This window comes from Mesorhizobium mediterraneum (assembly GCF_002284565.1).
Classification (GTDB): domain Bacteria; phylum Pseudomonadota; class Alphaproteobacteria; order Rhizobiales; family Rhizobiaceae; genus Mesorhizobium; species Mesorhizobium mediterraneum.
The window spans coordinates 466,580-485,245 of sequence record NZ_NPKI01000011.1; the positions used below are offsets into that span (position 1 = coordinate 466,580).

Below are 18,666 nucleotides of genomic sequence, written 5' to 3' on the forward strand. Positions count from 1 at the left end.
GCGGTTGGTCCAAGCTAGGAAGCTCTCTGGCAATTGTCAATCGTGTTGACAATTGCCGGGACAGCCCCTAGCGTCACGGTCAGGGAGGAACGAATGGGCAATGATGCCGTGTTCCGCGTGGACGGCCTGAGGAAGTCCTTCGGCCATATCGAGGTGCTTGGCGGCGTCTCGCTCGATTTGCATGCCGGCGAAGTAACCGTGCTGATGGGCGCTAACGGTGCCGGAAAATCCACCCTGGTCAAGATCATCAGCGGCGTCTACGAGCGCGGCGGCGGCACGATGAGCCTCGCCGGCCAGGACTTCGCGCTCCAAGACTTCGCGCCAAAAACGCCGGCGGAAGCGATCCGCGCCGGCGTCGTCACCGTTCACCAGAACATCAATGACGGGGTCGTCGCCGACCTCGACGTCGCCACCAATTTGACGCTGGACAGGCTGAGCGGCAGCGGCGCGCCGACCCTGTTCAATCCGGGCCGGGTGCGCCGCGAGGCAAAAGCGGTCGCCGACCGCATGGAACTGACGATCGACCTGAAAGCCCGGATCAGCGATCTCTCGCTGGCCGACCGCCAGATGGTGGCGATTGCCCGCGCCATGGCGCATCAGCCGAAAGTGCTGATCCTCGACGAGCCGACCTCCTCTTTGTCCAGCGCCGAAGCCGACCGGCTTTTCGCGCTACTCGACAGGCTTCGCGAGCAGGGCGTCGCGATCCTCTACATCTCGCACCGCATGTCGGACATCAGGCGGCTTGCCGACCGTATCGTCTCGATGCGCGACGGCGTCATCTCAGGCGTCTTTGACCGCAAGCCGCTCGACTACGAAGGCGCGGTCAACGCCATGCTCGGCCGCAAGATCCACCTCGACCGGATCGTCGCCAGGAATTCGGCAAGGCCTGTCCTGACGATCGAGGGGCTGCGCATTGCAGAAGGGTCCAGGCCGATCTCGCTGACGCTCGGCGACGGCGAGGTCGTTGCCATCACCGGCCTCGTCGGCGTCGGCAAGACCGCGCTCGCCGAGACGCTGTTTGGCGTGCGCAAGCCGCTGTCCGGGACCATGGTGCTGAACGGGAAACCTTACGCGCCGGGTTCGACGGGCGAGGCGATCGCCGCCGGCGTATTTCTTGTCGCCAAGGACCGGGGCGAAAACGGCATCGTCGGCGACTTCAACATCCAGGAAAATATCAGTCTCCCGTTCCACAAGCGGATGTCGCGTCTCGGCGTACTCAAGCGCCGCATTGAGCGCGCCACCGCGCGCCGGCAAATCCAGGAGCTGGGCATCGTCTGCCGCTCGGAGAAAGATGAAATGTCCGCCCTTTCCGGCGGCAACCAGCAGAAGGTGATGGTCGCCCGCTGGATGTCGCAGGCCGCAAGACTGTTCATTCTGGACGAGCCGTTCCAGGGCGTCGACATTTCGGCCAGGCGCGATATCGCGGCCAAGCTGCGGGCGAGCGCGAACGGCCGTGCGACGCTGCTGTTCGTCACCGAACTCGACGAAGCGCTGGAGACCGCCGACCGCATCCTGGTGATGTCGGAGCAGACGATCGTCGGCGAACATCGCAACGCCGACATCGACCTCGAGCGTCTGCTGGCCGAAGTGGCGGGCGGGCCGTCGCAGAGCGCGGCCTGAGAGCGGGCAGATGGTGAGAATTGGAATGGAGAGGGCATGAGTTCGGGTTGGATTGAGATGGCAGCCGCGCGCGACCTTGCCATCCGCTACGGGTTCATCGTTTTGCTGTTTGGGTTGATCGCCTATTTCGCGATCGCCGCCGGCGGCTTCGTCTCGCCGCAAAGTGCCGTCTTCATCTTCCAGTCGGTCGCCATCACCGGCGTGCTGGCGCTTGGCGTCACCGCCACTCTGGTCGTCGGCGGCTTCGACCTGTCGATCGGCTCGGTCGCTACCAGCGCCATGATGGCGGCAGCCTATGTCATGGTGGTGCTGGAGCAGAACGCCGTCGTCGCGGTTACCGCCTGTCTCGCGATCGGTGTCATCGTCGGCCTCATCAATGGCTGGCTGATCGTCTATATGCGCGTGCCGGACCTTCTGGCGACGCTCGGCATGATGTTCCTGCTCGTCGGCTTGCAGCGCATCCCGACCGAAGGCCGCTCGATCGCCACCGGCATGACGATGCCCGATGGCTCGGTGGCCAACGGCACGTTCAGCGCCGCCTTCCTGGCGCTTGGCCGCCACCGCTTCGATTTCTTCATCCCCAACCTCATTCCCGTTTCGGTCGTCGTCCTGCTCGTGCTTGCAGTGCTGATCTGGTTCTTTCTCGAATACACCCGTTTCGGCCGCATGATGTACGCGGTCGGCAGCAACGAGCGGGCTGCCGAGCTCGCTGGCGCGCCTGTCAAGGCATACAAAATCTGGGCCTACGTTATTTCAGGAGTTTTTGCTTCGATCGGCGGCATTTTGCTCGCTGCCCGGCTTGGACGCGGTGATATTGCCTCGGGTAATAATCTCCTGCTCGACGCTGTCGCCGCGGCGCTCATCGGCTACGCGGTCCTTGGGGCCGCCAAGCCGAACGCCTTCGGCACGGCCGTCGGTGCGGTGTTTGTCGGCGTGCTGCTGCAGGGCCTGACGATGATGAACGCGCCCTACTACACGCAGGATTTCATCAAGGGCGTGGTTCTCGTGGTTGCCCTTGTCTTCACCTTCGCCCTTTCCGGCAGGGGCAAGAGGTAGGATTTCGACAGATAGGATTTCGACCAGCTGAAATTTGAGTTCAACAAGTGGAGGAAGAAACATGAAGATCACAAGAAGACTATTGGGGGCGGCAGCGCTTGGGCTTGCCGGCGCCGCGCTGCTTATGCAGGTGCCGGCGATGGCGCAGGATAAGCCGGCGCCGTTCGATAAGCCCGGCGCCGTCAAGATCGCGCTGGTCCGCTATCTCTCGACCGGCGACTTCTTCCAGGCCTATCTGTCCGGTGTCGAAGCGCAGGCCAAGGCGCTTGGCGTCGATCTGCGCGTCCTCGACAGCCGTCAGGATGCCGCCCTTCAGGCAGACATGGTCGACCAGGCCATTGCGCTTGGCGTCCAGGGCATCATCATCCAGCACGGCCTGACGGAATCGATGAAGGAAGCCGCCCAGCGCGCGGTCGACGCCGGCATCAAGGTCGTCGCTTTCGACGTCAATGTCGAAAACCCCAAAATCCCGCAGATCGAGCAGTCCGACCGCGACCTCGCCCGCCTCGCGCTCGAACAGGCGATCAAGGACAATGGCGAGAGCTGGAAGGCCGGCTATGTCTATGTCGCCGGCATCGCGCCGCTCGACCGCCGCAACGAGACCTGGGTCGACTTCAAGAAGAAATATGCGGGCATCAACGAGGCGGCGATGTTCGGCACGCTCGACAATCCGATCGCCAATTCCGTCGCCAACCAGGCTCGTTCGGTGCTGTCGGCCAACCCCGACATCAAAGTGATGTTCGCGCCCTATGATGAATTCGCCAAGGGCGTGAAGATCGCCGTCGACGAGGCGGGATTCAACAAGGACATCAAGATCTATTCGGCCGACATTTCGACCTCCGACATCGCCGCGATGCGCGAGCCCGACAGCGCCTGGGCGGCAACCGCCGCCACCAATCCGGCCGTCGTCGGCCAGGTTTCGGTGCGCGCGCTGGCGCAGCTTTTGGCCGGCGAAGACCCCGGTCACAACGTCATCGTGCCGCCGACGTTGATCACCCAGAAGGACCTTATCGACAAGGACATCAAGAACATGGAAGACCTCTCGGCCAAGCTGCCGCAGTTCGCCCATGCCGATGTCGCGATGCCGGCCTGGATGCCGAACCCGAACGCCAAGTAGCTTTTTATCGCAGGCGAAAGAAAAGAGCGGCTTTCGGGCCGCTCTTTTTGCGTCTGGACTGTTCTTGAGCCTACCTCAACGCCGCCGCGATGTTGCCGCCATCCACCGTCGTTACATCGGCGGTGGTCCGCTCGGCCAGCGCATGATGCAGGAACGCTTGGGCCACGTCTTCGGCCGTCACTTCCTGCCCAAGCAGGTTGCCCGCCATGTACTCCTTCTCCGACACGCCGCGCGCGCCAGAACGGCTGGCGATCATGGCGTCGGTCAAAAGCCCCGAACGGATGCGGTCGGCGTTGACCGCATTCGAGCGGATGCCATGCGCGCCATAGTCGAGGGCATATTGCCTGGACAGGAACAGCGTCGCCGCCTTGGGGATGCCATAGGCGCCGAACTTCGGACCCGGATTGATTGCCTGCTTGGAGGTGTTGAACAGGAGCACGCCGCCGGTGCCCTGTTCGAGCATGATGCGCACTGCGTTCTGGGCCGCCGACTGATGGGCGAAGAAATTGAGCTCGAAGCTCTTGCGCAAAGTGGCGTCGTCGAGTTCGCCGATCCTGCCTTCCCAAGCAGCACCCGCGTTGGAAACCAGGATGTCGAGGCCGCCGAAGACGGCGACCGCCTTGTCGAACGCAGCGCGCATCTGCGCCGGATCGGTGATGTCGGCGCCGATGCCGATCGAACTGTTGCCGGCCTTCTTGGCCGCTTCCGTCGCCCTTGCCGCATCGAGATCGACGACGACGGCATGGGCGCCATTGTCGGCGAACAGCTTTGCGGTGGCGGCGCCGATCGCGCCGGCGCCGCCGGTGACCAGCATAACCTGGCCGGTCAGCGGCTTCGGCTTGTTGGAGGCGAGCTTGGCCTGCTCCAGCGACCAGTATTCGAGCGGGAACAGGTCGGCTTTGGACAGTGGACGGAAATCGCCGACTGCTTCGGCTCCACGCACCGCCTCGATCCACATCTCGCCGACGTCGGATGCGATCTTCGCATCCTTCAGCGTGCGGCCATGGCCGAACATGCCGAGGCCCGGCACCAGCGTCAGCCGCGGCATCTGGTCGAGCATCGTGCGCTTCACATCGTCGAGCGCGTCGTTGGTTTCGAAGTAGGCGCGATAGTCCTTGGCGAATTTTTCGACATGCTGGCGGATGGCGGATTTGTAGTCGCCGATCTTGTCCGCGTCGGGTGCCGGCAGCGCCATCGGTCCGGTCTTGATGCGGATCGACAGGTCGGGTGTCGATACGCCGCGCCCGGCATAGTCGGCAATCCTGGCGGAATTGATGAAATCGACGATCGCGTCCGACGTGCGGAAGTCGCCGATCATGCGGTCGAAGCGGCCTTCGCCGCGCGCTACGGCCACCGCGCCGCGCAGCATCGGCGCAATGTCCGCGGGCCCGGCAAGCCTGGCTGGCAAGGCCGATTTTTCGGCAGGCGGCTTGCCATTCCTGGCGATGAAATCCTCGGCGACGTTCACATAGTGGATCATCCGGTCGTAGGCCTGTTTAGCATCGTCGCCGAAGGTGAAAATGCCATGCTTGTCGAGGATCAGGCCTTCGACCGTCGGGTCGGCGTCGAAGACATCGGCAGCCGCCTTCGCCAGATCGAAGCCCGGCATGATGTAGGGCACGTAACCCATCTTGCTGCCGAAGACCTTCTTGCTCAACGCCTTGCTGTCGTCCTGGTCGACGATGGCCAGAATGGCGGTCGAGTGCGTGTGGTCGACGAATTTGTGCGGCAGGAAGGCGTGCAGCAGCGTCTCGACCGAAGGGTTCGGCGAACACGGATCGATGAGGTTCCCCCGCTGCAGCGCGACCATGTCTTCGTCGGAGAGCTTTTTGAGCGACCGCGCCTTGAGCAGGGCGCCGAGCTTGACCGCCGGCAGGCCCTGCGGCTCGATCACGCCCATGTCCCAGCCGCTGCCCTTGACGCAGAGCACGTCCCATTCGTCGCCGACGAGGTCGGTGGCCTTTGTCTTGCAGGAGGTGTTGCCGCCGCCATGCAGGACAAGCCGCGGTTCGCCGCCCAGAAGCCTGGTCGTATAGACGCGCAGCGCCAGGTCGCGGGCCACACCCTTCTTTGCATAGTCGGCAACCAGCTTCTCCGCCTCGCCGTCATTCCATAGGTTCTTCATGTTCGCTTCGTCCGATTTCTCTTTTGGTTGTGAACAGGAACGCCGCGACGCTTTGATGACAATGCGCCCGCGGCGGAGTTTTGCGTATCTAGGCGACCTTTTCCGCTGCCGATCCGGCATGGTCGAGCAGCCGTCGCGCCATCCGTGCGCCGACCACCAGATGCGTGCACAGCCCACCCGCGATCGCCGCCACCAGCGGTCCGAACTTGCTGTCCTCCTGCACCACCACGAGGCGCTTTTCAATCTTGCGCAGCGATGACAGCTCTGCCGAAATGACCCGCCGGTTGTAGCTGCAGTCGAGCGCCTTGCCTTGCGCGTCGATGATCTGTCCGGCGATGACGCCGGCAGCGCCGGCACGGCGCAGCACGTCCATTTCGCTCGCAGTCAGCGCACCGCATTTGACGACATGGCTGTCGGCATCGACGGTGCCGACCGAGTACAGTGCGAGGTCGCATTCGCTAATGCCCGACAATTGCTCGCGGATCACCGGCTCGGCACGCAGGCCGCGTGCCAGTTCTTCCGTGGTCAGCACCAGCGGCGCATAGAAGTTGAGCCCCTGGGCGTTGAGCCGGCGCGCGATTTCCATGGTGCATTGGTCGGGCCGGTAGGAATAGGGGGCTCCGAGATTGCCGCAGAGTTGCACCACCGTGACGGCCTGCAGGTCGGCATAAGACATGATGTCGGCGATCGTATAGACGGTCCGCCCCCAGGCGACGCCGATGCGGTCGCCCTTCTTGACCAGCTCGAGAAAGACGCTCGCCGCCAGCACAGCGATGTCGGTCGAAGGATCGGCGACATGGCCGTTTTCCGGCGCGATCCAGACGGCATCGAGCTTCAACGCGTCTTCAAGCTTGCGTGCCAGGACGTCGTCAGTGAAAAGCTGGGTCGAGGTCGAGATGTTGACGATGCCGGTCTCGCGCGCCTTGCGCAGATACATGGCGACCGAGGCCCGGGAAATCTTGAGTTGGCTCGCCACCTGGTCCTGGCGCAGGCCATGGGCATAGTAAAGCCAGGCGGCCTTGTGAATAAGCTGTTCTGCCGGTCGGATCGCCATGCCATCTCCTCGCTGACATTATTCACGGCTCTCGACAAAAGTCAAATTGAGCAAGGGCAAACGATGCTCTTTCGTTTGCTTTATCTAGATCATCCTTGTGCCAAATGCGCTCTATCATGGCATCGTTGGTGGTGACGGGCGGAAAGCCTATGGATAGAAGATCTCGATGACGACGTTACGGGAGGACGGGATGGGCAATCCCTACGAACAGGATCTTGACAAGAATCCGGCCAACCACCAGCCGCTGACGCCGCTGACCTATCTGGAGCGGGCGGCAAAGACCTTTCCCGACCATGTCGCCATCATCCATGGCCGCCAGCGCACGACCTATCGCGATTTTTGGCGGCGGTCGCTGAAGCTTGGCTCGGCGCTCTCCAAGCGCGGCATCGGCAAGGGTGACACCGTCACCGTCATGCTGTCCAACACGCCGGCGATGCTGGAAGCGCATTTCGGCGTGCCGATGACCAAGGCGGTGCTGCATTCGCTCAACACCCGCCTCGACGCCGCGGTCATTGCCTTCCAGCTCGACCATGCCGAAACCAAGGTGCTGATCGTCGACCGCGAATTCGCAAATGTCGTCAGCGAGGCGCTGGCGCTGGCCAAGGTAAAACCGCTGGTCGTCGACTATGACGATCCCGAATACGCCACTGACGCCCCCTATCCCAAGGGCGAGCGGATCGGCACGCTCGACTACGAGGACTTTGTCGCGGGCGGCGACGAGGATTTCGCCTGGTCGATGCCAGACGACGAATGGGACGCTATTGCGCTCAACTACACGTCCGGCACGACAGGCAATCCGAAGGGCGTCGTCTATCACCATCGCGGTGCAGCACTGATGGCCTACGCCAACACCATCCATGCCGGCATGGGCAGGCATGCGGTGTATCTGTGGACGCTGCCGATGTTCCACTGCAATGGCTGGTGCTTTCCATGGACGCTGGCCTTGCAGGCCGGCACCCATGTCTGCCTGCGCTGGGTGCGGCCAAAGCCGATCTACGACGCCATCGCCGATCACGGCGTCACTCATCTGTGCGGCGCGCCGGTCGTCATGTCGGTGCTGATCAATGCTGGGGAGGAGGACAAGCGGCAATTTCCGCAGGCGGTCACCTTCAACACGGCCGCGGCACCGCCGCCGGAAGCGGTGCTGTCGGGCATGGCTGATGCGGGCTTTGCGGTCATCCACCTCTATGGCCTGACCGAGACCTATGGCCCGGCCGTCGTCAACGAATGGCATGGCGAGTGGGACGGGCTCGAAAAGGGTCTCAGGGCGGCGAGGAAGGCCAGGCAAGGCGTGCGCTATGCCGCGCTCGAAGGCCTGACGGTGATGGACCCCGAGACGATGGAGGAGACGCCGGCCGACGGCGAGACGATCGGCGAGGTCATGTTCCGCGGCAACATCGTGATGAAGGGCTATCTCAAGAACCGCAAGGCGAGCGACGAGGCCTTCGCCGGCGGTTGGTTCCACTCGGGCGACCTCGGTGTCATGCATCCCGACGGCTACATCCAGCTTAAGGACCGCTCCAAGGACATCATCATTTCCGGCGGCGAGAACATCTCCTCGATCGAGGTCGAGGAGGCGCTCTACAAGCACCCTGCCGTCGCCTCCTGCGGCGTCGTTGCCAGGCCCGACGACAAATGGGGCGAGGTGCCGGTCGCCTATGTCGAGCTGAAGCCGGGCAAGATGGCGACCGGGGCCGAAATCATCGATCACTGCCGCGCTCTGCTCGCCCGCTTCAAGGTGCCGAAAGCGGTGATCTTCGCCGAAATCCCGAAGACCTCGACCGGCAAGATCCAGAAGTTCCGGCTGAGGGAGATGGCCAAGGGAGCCTAGCCACGCGAAGAGCAAAAAACATCACTCAGTGTCGGATCGAGTGCCTCCCGATCGTCCTCGCTACAGAACCAACTCGACAGAAGAGGATCTGGCAGGAGGAGAATTCTAATGGAGAACATGGAGCGTGACGCCGAGGCATATATCCGGGCGCTGATCGAGCGTTGGGCGAACGCCGTGCAGCAGCAAGACCTGGAGACAATCGTTGCGGACCACGCGACGGACCTTCTGATGTTCGATGTCCCACCGCCGAACGAACTCAGTGGAATTGAGGCCTACCGCGATAGTTGGGGTCCATTCTTCGAGCACTTCAAGCAGGGCGGCGTTTTCGCGATCGAGTGGCTGGATGTCACGGCGGGAGACCGGGTCGCTTTTGCGACCGCATTGCTGCGGTGCGGCACCAGGGAAGAGCTTGAAAGGGACCCGGCAACCCGCCTCCGGCTTACCGTCGGACTGCGGAAGGAAGGTGACCTTTGGATCATCGCTCACGAGCATCACTCATACCCTTACAAGCCGGACTGACAGCGCATCGATTAATCGAGCGACCGTGACAGCGGCGATTGGCCAGCCGCTAGGGGCAAGGGATAAATTTACGACGCGGGCGGTGCAATTGGCAGTTGGAGGAGGAAACTCATGCCGGTTCTCAGAACATCAGAGCCTGAAGGTCAAGACGGGACCCTTTCTCGGCCATGGGCGCGAAGAGCCGCCGCGGTCAGGACAGCCGGGCGGATCGTCGCCCTCATCGGGGTCATACTGCCGCTTCTCATGATCGGCGGGATGAAGTTCACGGCTGTTGAGATCGAGGCGTTGAGGCCGCTAATCGGCGGCACGCCTTGGCTCGCCTGGATGTATCCGGTATTTGGTGAAGCCGGTGCTTCTTACGTGCTTGGCGTCGTCGAGATTGCGACCGCGCTTCTGCTGATTGCGTCCCCCTGGTCGGTGCGCGCCGGTGTGGCCGGCGGGGCATTGGCCGCCCTGATTTTCCTGGTCACCTGTTCGATCATGGTTGCCCTGCCGATCTGGGAGCCTACGCTGGGCTTTCCCGCGCTCGGTCCCGCCGGTCAGTTCCTGATCAAGGACATTGCGCTGCTCGGCATCGCGCTTGTCATACTGGGCGAAAGCCTGAACAGATTAAACAGATCGGCTACCTAAGCGAATCCAGTCGAAGGCGAGTGGCTTCGACTAGAAATTCCAGGAAAAGTGTGAAGCGGTTTTCCGTCCGGAATTGCGCAAAAACAAAGAGATAGAGCGGTTCGGCGTCTCCGTGAAACGATGAACCGCTCTAGATCGAAAGCGCCCCGCTCGCCACTACAATGCCGCGCCCAGAAATGCTCACTGAGCCGGCATCTACATCGACCTCAATGATGCTGGTACGNAACGATGAACCGCTCTAGATCGAAAGCGCCCCGCTCGCCACTACAATGCCGCGCCCAGAAATGCTCACTGAGCCGGCATCTACATCGACCTCAATGATGCTGGTACGTCCGAGAGCCGTGCCTTGCTCGATCTTGATTACACCGGGCGGTGCAAGACCGTGTGCCACGAGATGTGCGGCGAGCGGACCAGCCGCCGTACCGGTTGCCGGATCCTCAGAAATGCCGACGGTCGGGTTGAAAAAGCGTGCATACGCCGTGGTTCCGGGTTGTAGCGGATCGAGCGAGAAGACGTAGCAGCCTTCCCCGCCGACCTCGTCGAGCAGGTCGAAAAGCTGTTTAGCATCAGGCAAAATCCGGTCGACGGCTTCGCGATCGCGGATTGGCACCAGGAGATGGGCGGCTCCAGTCGAGACCACCTGGCAAGGCACGATATCAGCCACTATTTCTTCGGTACGAAGGCCGAGTGCGGTGGCAAGAGCGCCAAGGTTTGAGAGCTGCCGGCCGGCCAGTGGGGCCTCTTGCTGCATAATGATCTTTTCGAGCCGTCCTTGGCTCTGCCAGATCGCCAACGGATATACCAAGTCGCCGATCTGTTGGTGGAACCATGTTGGCCCATCGCCCAGATCGAGCCGCCCTGCTGCAGCGAGCCACCACCAAGCCCCTAACGTGTTGTGGCCGCCTGCACCGAAAACCTCTACGCCCTTCGGCGTGAAAGAGCGCAACCTCCAGTCGGCGTTCGCCCGGGTCGCCGGTAAGACAAAGGTGGTCTCGGACTGGTTGAACTCACGTGCAATGTTCTGCATGAGCTCAAGCGCCAACTCGGCGCCGCCGTCGACCACCGCCAGTGAATTGCCCGTCAGCGGCTCTACCGCGAAGACATCGACGAAATGAAATGGGATTGTTCTGCTCATGTTTCCTCCGATGACCGCAATTGGGCTAGCGAAGATGCGTGAGCACGTTGAGCAGCTTTCCGGTCGGGTCGGCAATGAAGAAACGTCTCACGCCCCACGGTTCGTCGGTCAAATCGTAGACCACCCTGCAACCGATCTCTTTTGCGCGAAGATACACCTCGTCCACATTGTCGACCTCGATCGACAGATCGGGCACGGGGGTGCCTGAGCCGCCCTCGCTGGCGATGCTGATCTGAGGGATGGTTGTTTCGCGGGACGCCAGCGTGACGAGCCACCCGTGATCCATGACGGCGTCGAGCCCGAACAGGTCGGAATAGAACTTCCGAACATCCGGAATGCTGTCCGTTGCGATATTCGTGACGATGCGCAGTACGGTCATCCCAGGATCTCCTTTTCCGCGGCTCAGCATAGATGGCGAGGGGCCCGTGCACTGCCCGCAGCAGGCTTCATTAACGCTGTTCACGCCGAGTGGTGTCAACAGATGTCACCAGTCGCCCAAGACCGATAATGTCACGTGTTGACATTCCGTCGATTTCGAATTACGAGTGACGAAATTCAAAATTCGTCATTCGTAATGGGCTGATGAAACAAGATGTATGATACTCTCGATACGACGGCCGACCTGGTCCGGCAGGAGAATGTCGCGCGCATCCTCGATTGCGCGGAGCGACTGTTCCGCCACTACGGCTACGGCAAGACCAATGTCGCCGACATAGCGCGTGAGCTCGGCATGTCGACGGCCAACATCTACCGTTTCTTCGCCTCCAAGGTCGAGATCCACCAGGCCGTTTGCGGCCGCATGCTCGCTACCTGCTACCAACTGACCTACGACGCCTGCCATAGTCCCGGAACCGCCAGCGAAAAGCTTCGCCGCTACGCGCAAACCCACTATCAGTGGACCCGTGACACCATGCTCGACCAGGAGAAGGTGCACGAGATGGTCGTCGTTGCCATCGAACGCGATTGGCATGTCATCGAGAAGCACATCGACCGGATCCGCAGCCTGGTGGCGGAGGTGATCAGCGACGGGATCGCAGCCGGCGAGTTTGCCGACCAGGATCCGGAAGTCGCTTCGCGGTGCTTCGGCGCAGCTATCATCACCCTCTGTCACCCGCAGATGGTCGCCCAGTGCCTTGCCAAAGAGAACCGGGCAATGCCGGACGATCTTATCGAGTTTGCGATCAGGGCCTTGAAGAAATGACCGGCGGCGTCCGTCGGTCCTCGACAATTCATCTCCAGTTCGGGAGTACGCAAGTGCCTTTGTCCAAATCCATTATGAACAGGCTGTCGGCCGTCGGTCCGGCTCTGGTCGTCGTCGCGGCGCTCGGGCTCGCCGGCTGCTCGCAAGAAAAAGTGGAAGTCAAGGACATCATTCGGCCGGTCAAGGTCGTCGAGATCGCCAAGGCCAACGATACCCGTGAGCTTTCCTACTCCGGATCGGTGCGCGCCCGCACCGAGATGAATCTCGGGTTCCGCATCAACGGCAAGATCACCGAGCGCCTGGTCGACATCGGCCAGCGCGTGAAGCCGGGCGACGTTCTGGCCCGCATCGATCCCGCCGACTATGACCTTTCGGTCAACAGCGCCGAGGCCAGCCTCGAGGCCGCCGAGCGGCAGGTCGAGACAACAGGCCTTGCCCGTCGTCGTGCCGAACAGTTGTTTGCCAAGAACTTCGCGTCGAAATCGCAGCTCGAACAGGCAACGCTCAGCTATGACCAGGCGGTCGCCACCCGGAATTCCGCCCGCTCAACGCTTGACCAGGCGAAAAACCAGGTCCTCTACACCGACCTCAAGGCGGACAGGAACGGCATCGTCACATCAGTAGCCGCCGATGTCGGTCAGGTGGTCGGCTCCGGCACACCGGTTGTGACTGTTGCCGTCGATGGCGAAAAGGAAGTGCTGATCGCCGTTCCGGAAATGGATATCGCCCAGTTCAAGCCGGGCAAGGACGTCAAGGCAGGCTTCTGGTCGGATGATGCGCTGACGCTCGACGGCAAGGTCCGCGAAGTCGCCGGCAGCGCCGATCAGCAGTCGCGTACCTTTGCCGTCCGCGTCAGCCTGCCCAACGATCCGCGCGTGCTTCTCGGCATGACCGCGAACATCGAAGCTTCGGCGGCCAACAACCGCCCACAAAGCGTATCGGTCCCGTTGAGCGCGCTGGCGCAAAAGGATGGCCAGCAGATCGTCTGGACCGTGGATCGCAACGGCGAGACCGTCCACGCGCGTCCGGTCAAGGTCGCCGAGTTCACCGCCGACGGCGTGCATGTTGCCGAAGGATTGAAACCCGGCGACGTCGTCGTTGCGGCGGGCACACAATTCATGACCGAGAATCTGAAGGTCAAGCTGACCGGCGATGCGGTGCAACAGTCCGCATCTGCGGACGATGATGGCGACGCCGCCAAGCGCGTGCGCTGACGGCCAAGAATAAAACGGCTTTTCCTCGCATCGGCGCAAGCCGCGAGGTCAAGCGGTTCATGGTTTCCGGGCGGCAGGTGCCCGATTGTCGAGACGTCGGGTCGATGTAACCCCCACATCGATCCTCGCGTCCCACCGCGATGAGTGTCTCTCCGCTCGGAAAGCCTCGCCGCCCGGAAGCCTGGAGCATGATCCGAAAAGTGGAATCCGGTTTTCGGACAAGATTATGCTCGAACAGGAAAGATGGAGCCCCATCCCGATCATGTCGGGATGGAACAGGCTCCAGCATTAGAAGTTCCGTGGGCATGCCACGTGCGTGCGCTGACGATCAGACAAATGGACTGGCGCTATGACCACCGACACCAATGAAAAGCGGCCCTTCAACCTTTCGCGCTGGGCAATCGGGCATCCGAGCATTGCGCGGTTCCTGTTCGGCCTGATCATCGTTGCCGGCGCGCTCGGCCTGATGCGCATGGGCCAGAAGGAAGACCCGGATTTCACCTTCCGCGTCATGGTCGTCCAGGCTGTCTGGCCGGGTGCCTCGATCCAGGACATGGAGGACCAGGTCGTCAACAAGATCGAGCGCAAGCTGCAGGAAACGCCGCATCTCGATTTTGTCCGTTCCTACACACGCGCCGGCAGCGCCATAATCACCTTGCAGGTGGAAGGCGACACCAACCCCGCGCAGGTCGCGGATGCCTTCTACCAGGTGCGCAAGAAGGTCGGCGACATCGCCAACGAGCTGCCTCAGGGGCTGCTCGGGCCCTACTTCAACGATGAGTTCGGCGACACTTTCATCACTTTGCATTCGATCAGCGGCGACGGCTACAGCTATCCCGAGCTGAAGAAATTAGCCATTCAGGCGCGTGACATGCTGCTGACGACGCCCGGCGTCGAGAAGGCCGTGATCATCGGCGACCAGCCGGAAAAACTCTATATCGACGTTTCGTCCAAGGCGCTTGCCGAGCGCGGCCTGACGCTCACCGACCTGCAGAACGCGATCAAGGGCCAGAACAATGTCGATCCGGCGGGCTCGGTCGATACCGGCACGAACTCAGTGCGCATTTCGGTCGAGGGCGACGTGACCAAGGCGGCCGATATCCGCGAACTTCGCCTGCGCGCCGGCAACCAGGTAACGCGCCTGGGCGACATCGCCACCGTGACCTCCGGCCTCGAGGATCCCTATCAGCGCAAATACCGCTACAACGGCCACGACAGCGTCCAGGTCGGTGTGGTCATGGCCAAAGGCTTCAATGTCACCGATGTCGGCAAGGACGTCGAAGCGACCTATCACCGCTTCGAAGAGGCGCTGCCTTACGGCGTTTCGGTCGATCAGATAGCCGACCAGCCGGAAGTCGTCAGGGAAGCGGTGGGTGAGTTCATGAAGGCGCTTGGCGAGGCGCTGCTAATCGTGCTTGTCGTCTCGTTCCTGACGATCGGCTGGCGTTCGGGCCTGGTGATCGCGATCACCATTCCGCTCGTCCTGGCCGCTACCTTCGCCATCATGTACGAGATCGGCATCGATCTGCAGCGCATTTCGCTCGGCGCGCTGATCATTGCGCTCGGCCTGCTCGTCGACGACGCGATGATCGTCGTCGAAATGATGGAACGCAAGCTCGAGGAAGGACTGGTCAAGGTCGAGGCTGCGAGCTTCGCCTATACCTCGACGGCCTTCCCGATGCTGACCGGAACGCTGATCACCACCGCCGGCTTCATCCCGGTCGGCTTCGCCGCCTCGACGGCCGGTGAGTATGTGCGCACGCTGTTTTATGTCGTCGGCATCGCGCTGGTCGTGTCCTGGTTCGTGGCGGTCTATTTCACGCCGTGGCTCGGCAACATGATCCTCAAGCAGCGAAAGCACGCCGGCAACCATCACGATGTCTTCGACACGCGCTTCTATCGCCGGCTTCGCGCCACCGTCAGCTGGTCCGTGCGCCACCGCATCATCGTGCTGGTTATGACACTGGTGACCTTCGCAACCAGTCTTTGGGCATTCCAGTTCATCCCGCAGAATTTCTTCCCACAGTCGTCGCGTCCGGAAATCCTTGTCGACCTCTGGCTGCCGGAAGGCACCAGCATCAAGGAAGTCGAGACGCAGGCCAAGGCGCTCGAAACCAGGATGATGGACGACAAGGACAAGCGCTTCATCGCCACCTATATCGGTGAGGGCGCGCCGCGCTTCTTCCTGCCGCTCGACCAGCAGCTTCGCAATCCGAATTTTGCCCAGCTTCTGGTGATGGCCAATGACGAACCGGCCCGCGAACGGCTGATCGTCAAGCTGCGCACCATTCTGGCCGAGGATTTCCCGTCGATCCGCGCCAAGGTCGACCGCCTGTTCCTCGGGCCGCCCACGGGCTGGCCGGTGCAGATGCGCGTCATGGGTCCGGATCGCCAGGAGGTGCGCCGCATCGCCGACGAAGTGAAGGCGAAGTTCCAGGCAAATCCGCTGCTCGGCGCCGTTCACGACGACTGGCTCGAGCCGGTGCCGGAGATGAAGCTGGTGATCGACCAGGATCGCGCCCGTGCGCTCGGCGTCACCTCGCAGCGCATTCGCCAGATGCTGCAGGCGACCATGTCGGGAGCGCCGCTCGATGATTTCCGCGACGGCGAGGAGACCGTTTCGATCGTCGCCCGCGAGCCGGAGGCGAGCCGTCACCTGCTGTCGGCGGTCGACTCCGTCTCTGTCCCGACGGATTTCGGTGGCTTCGTGCCGCTGTCGCAGGTCGCCAAGGTCGTCCCGGTGTTGGAGCAAGGCGTCGAATGGCGGCGCGACCGCCTGCCGACCATCAGCGTGCGTGCCACGCTGCCGGATGGCGTGCAGTCGAACGATGTCGTGATGAAGATGTACAGCGAGATGCAAGGCCTGCGCGACGGTCTGGCGCCCGGCTACGCCGTCGAGATCCAGGGCGGCGCCGAGGATTCGGCCGAAAGCCAGGCCTCCATTGCTGCGAAAGCTCCAATCATGCTGGCCGTCATCGTCGTGCTGCTGATGATCCAGCTGCAGCATTTCGGCAAGGCGATGCTGGTGCTGGCGACCGGTCCGCTCGGCATCATCGGTGCAGCCGCAGCACTTTTGATCAGTGGCGCGCCGTTCGGCTTCGTCGCCATCCTCGGCGTGATCGCGCTGCTTGGCATCATCATGCGCAACTCGATCATCCTGGTCGACCAGATCGACCAGGATATAGCGGCCGGCATGGAACGCTCGGAGGCGATCATCGGCTCGGCGGTTCGCCGCTTCCGGCCGATCATGCTGACGGCGCTGACGGCGGTCCTGGCGCTGATCCCGATTTCGCGCGGCGTCTTCTGGGGTCCGCTCGCCTACGCCATGATGGGCGGCATTCTCGTCGCCACAGTGCTTACCATCCTCGTGCTTCCGGCAGCCTATGCCTTGTTCTTCGGCAGGGAGCGCAAGAAGGCCAAGGACGTGGAGCAGGCGGCCGAGCCGGAGCTGGCAGACAACGACGACAGGCCGCGACTGCCTCTGGCCGCCGAATAGAGTGGCGGCCGAATAGAGCTGTTGGCAGATGTGATATCCAGGGGTTAAATCCGCCCACCGGCAGGAGCGCTGGAGGAGGACGTCATGACCATAGCTCAGACACCGGTGTCACTGCGCCGGCCGATCGACGGACGCCATCGCCAGATGTTCGTCGATGGCGCCTGGGTCGACGCCCGCTCGGGCCGCACCATGGAAACCCGCAATCCGGCCACCGGTGCGGTCATTGCCACGGTGCCGCGCAGCGATCGCCAGGATATCGAGCTGGCGGTGGCCGCGGCGCGCAAGGCCTTCGACGGGCCGTGGAGCCGGTTCAAGCCCTATGAGCGGCAGGTGCTGCTCCTCAAGATCGCCGACCTCTTCGAAAAACATTGGGAGGAGATCAGCCGCTCGGACACGACCGACATGGGCATGCCGATCGTGCGCACCCGCGCCAACCGCAACCGTGTCATCGGCATGCTGCGCTATTACGCCGGCATGGCGACGTCCCTACATGGCGAGACGATCGAGAACTCGCTGCCGGGCGAGATCGTCTCCTTCACCCGCAAGGAGCCGGTCGGCGTCGTCGGCGCCATCATCCCCTGGAACGCACCGACCGCCGCATCAATCTGGAAGATCGGGCCGGCGCTGGCCACCGGCTGCACGGTGGTGCTGAAACCTTCCGAGGAAGCGCCGCTGACGCCGCTGCTGATCGCCGACATCATGAACGAGGCCGGCGTTCCGCCAGGCGTCGTCAACATCGTGACCGGCACCGGCGCCGAGGCAGGGGCCGCACTCGCCGAGCATATGGGCGTCGACAAGATCGTCTTCACCGGCTCGACGGCGACCGGCCAGTCGATCGTCCGGGCGTCGGCCGGCAACCTCAAGCGGGTCTCGCTGGAGCTTGGCGGCAAGTCGCCGGTCATCGTCTGCGCCGACGCCGATCTCGACAGAGCGGTGCCGGTGGCGGCGATGTCGGTGTTCGCCAATTCCGGCCAGATCTGCATCGCCGGCTCGCGCCTGTTTGTCGAACGCTCCATCCATGACGAGTTCGTCGAACGGCTGGCGGCCCATGCCAAGGGTCTCAGGATCGGCGACGGCATCGACCCGGCAACAGAGATCGGCCCGCTCGTCTCCGAAAAGCAGCTGCAGCGGGTCGCCTCCTATCTCGAAGCCGGGACGGCGGAGGGCGCGACCCTCGTCACCGGCGGCACGCGCCTCGTGGAAGGCGCGCTTGCCGCCGGCAATTTCGTCGCGCCGACGGTCTTTGCCCATGTCACGGACGACATGAAGATCGCACGCGAGGAAATCTTCGGACCGGTCATTTCGGCGCTGCCGTTCGATACGCTCGATGAGGCAGTCGAGCGGGCCAACAACACGCCTTATGGTCTCGCGGCGGGGGTCTTCACCCGCAATGTCGCCACCGCGCACCAGCTATCACGAAAAATCCGCGCCGGCTCGGTCTGGGTGAACACCTACCACGCCATCGATCCGGCCGTGCCGTTCGGCGGCTACAAGATGAGCGGCTACGGCCGCGAGGGCGGCGTCGAGCACCTCGACGAGTATCTCAACACCAAGGGCGTGTTCATCAAGATCGACTGAACAGTCCGCCGAATAGGCCTTGAAACGAAAAAACCCGCCGGCGGCGGGTCATCGGTGCCAATCGGCACTACAGCTGAATCACTAGCATAA

14 protein-coding genes are annotated in these 18,666 nt (G+C 62.6%); 10 read left to right on the forward strand and 4 right to left on the reverse strand.

The genetic code is table 11. From position 1 onward, the window contains the following. The first annotated feature begins 93 nt into the window (after positions 1-93). From CIT25_RS07330 to CIT25_RS07340, 3 genes are all read left to right on the forward strand, one after another. Positions 94-1,620 (forward strand): sugar ABC transporter ATP-binding protein, encoded by a 1,527-nt coding sequence (locus CIT25_RS07330; protein WP_095483868.1) that lies wholly within the window; start codon positions 94-96, stop codon positions 1,618-1,620. 36 nt (positions 1,621-1,656) lie between these two features. Continuing rightward, the gene (locus CIT25_RS07335; protein WP_245329782.1) at positions 1,657-2,676 is read left to right on the forward strand and encodes an ABC transporter permease; all 1,020 of its coding nucleotides are present in this window, start codon (positions 1,657-1,659) and stop codon (positions 2,674-2,676) included. A gap of 61 nt (positions 2,677-2,737) precedes the next feature. Continuing rightward, positions 2,738-3,793 (forward strand): substrate-binding domain-containing protein, encoded by a 1,056-nt coding sequence (locus CIT25_RS07340; RefSeq protein WP_095483870.1) that lies wholly within the window; start codon positions 2,738-2,740, stop codon positions 3,791-3,793. 70 nt (positions 3,794-3,863) lie between these two features. Here CIT25_RS07340 and CIT25_RS07345 read toward each other — a convergent pair whose 3' ends face one another. Continuing rightward, positions 3,864-5,918, reverse strand: coding sequence for a bifunctional aldolase/short-chain dehydrogenase (locus CIT25_RS07345; RefSeq protein ID WP_095483871.1), 2,055 nt, complete (start codon positions 5,916-5,918; stop codon positions 3,864-3,866). A gap of 88 nt (positions 5,919-6,006) precedes the next feature. Then, positions 6,007-6,972, reverse strand: coding sequence for a sugar-binding transcriptional regulator (locus CIT25_RS07350; RefSeq protein ID WP_095483872.1), 966 nt, complete (start codon positions 6,970-6,972; stop codon positions 6,007-6,009). Between the two features lie 190 nt (positions 6,973-7,162). On the opposite strand from CIT25_RS07350, the gene CIT25_RS07355 reads away from it, so the two are divergent. The 3 genes from CIT25_RS07355 to CIT25_RS07365 all read left to right on the forward strand — a co-directional run bounded on the left by CIT25_RS07355 (position 7,163) and on the right by CIT25_RS07365 (position 9,952). Beyond that, positions 7,163-8,803 carry an acyl-CoA synthetase gene (locus tag CIT25_RS07355; RefSeq protein ID WP_095483873.1) on the forward strand — a complete coding sequence of 547 codons (1,641 nt, stop codon included), beginning with the start codon at positions 7,163-7,165 and terminating at the stop codon, positions 8,801-8,803. Positions 8,804-8,911: 108 nt separating this feature from the next. Beyond that, positions 8,912-9,322, forward strand: coding sequence for a YybH family protein (locus CIT25_RS07360; RefSeq protein ID WP_206072922.1), 411 nt, complete (start codon positions 8,912-8,914; stop codon positions 9,320-9,322). A 111-nt stretch (positions 9,323-9,433) separates the two neighbouring features. Continuing rightward, entirely contained in the window at positions 9,434-9,952 is a 519-nt protein-coding gene (locus CIT25_RS07365; RefSeq protein WP_095483874.1) for a DUF417 family protein, read from the forward strand. A gap of 238 nt (positions 9,953-10,190) precedes the next feature. On the opposite strand, the gene CIT25_RS07370 is transcribed toward CIT25_RS07365, so the two are convergent. Both CIT25_RS07370 and CIT25_RS07375 read right to left on the reverse strand, forming a co-directional pair. Then, a complete protein-coding gene (locus CIT25_RS07370) occupies positions 10,191-11,087 on the reverse strand; it encodes a PhzF family phenazine biosynthesis protein (RefSeq protein ID WP_095483875.1) in 897 nt (298 codons plus the stop codon). A 25-nt stretch (positions 11,088-11,112) separates the two neighbouring features. After that, positions 11,113-11,466 (reverse strand): VOC family protein, encoded by a 354-nt coding sequence (locus CIT25_RS07375; RefSeq protein WP_095483876.1) that lies wholly within the window; start codon positions 11,464-11,466, stop codon positions 11,113-11,115. Positions 11,467-11,679: 213 nt separating this feature from the next. Between CIT25_RS07375 and CIT25_RS07380 the strand changes: the two genes are divergently transcribed. From CIT25_RS07380 to CIT25_RS07395, 4 genes are all read left to right on the forward strand, one after another. Beyond that, entirely contained in the window at positions 11,680-12,288 is a 609-nt protein-coding gene (locus CIT25_RS07380) for a TetR/AcrR family transcriptional regulator (RefSeq protein ID WP_095483877.1), read from the forward strand. Positions 12,289-12,362: 74 nt separating this feature from the next. Beyond that, positions 12,363-13,502, forward strand: a complete 1,140-nt coding sequence (locus tag CIT25_RS07385; protein ID WP_425351738.1) for an efflux RND transporter periplasmic adaptor subunit — start codon at positions 12,363-12,365, stop codon at positions 13,500-13,502. Between the two features lie 349 nt (positions 13,503-13,851). Beyond that, entirely contained in the window at positions 13,852-16,998 is a 3,147-nt protein-coding gene (locus CIT25_RS07390) for an efflux RND transporter permease subunit (RefSeq protein ID WP_095483879.1), read from the forward strand. Between the two features lie 84 nt (positions 16,999-17,082). Then, positions 17,083-18,576, forward strand: coding sequence for an aldehyde dehydrogenase family protein (locus CIT25_RS07395; protein ID WP_095483880.1), 1,494 nt, complete (start codon positions 17,083-17,085; stop codon positions 18,574-18,576). The last annotated feature ends 90 nt before the right edge of the window (positions 18,577-18,666 follow it).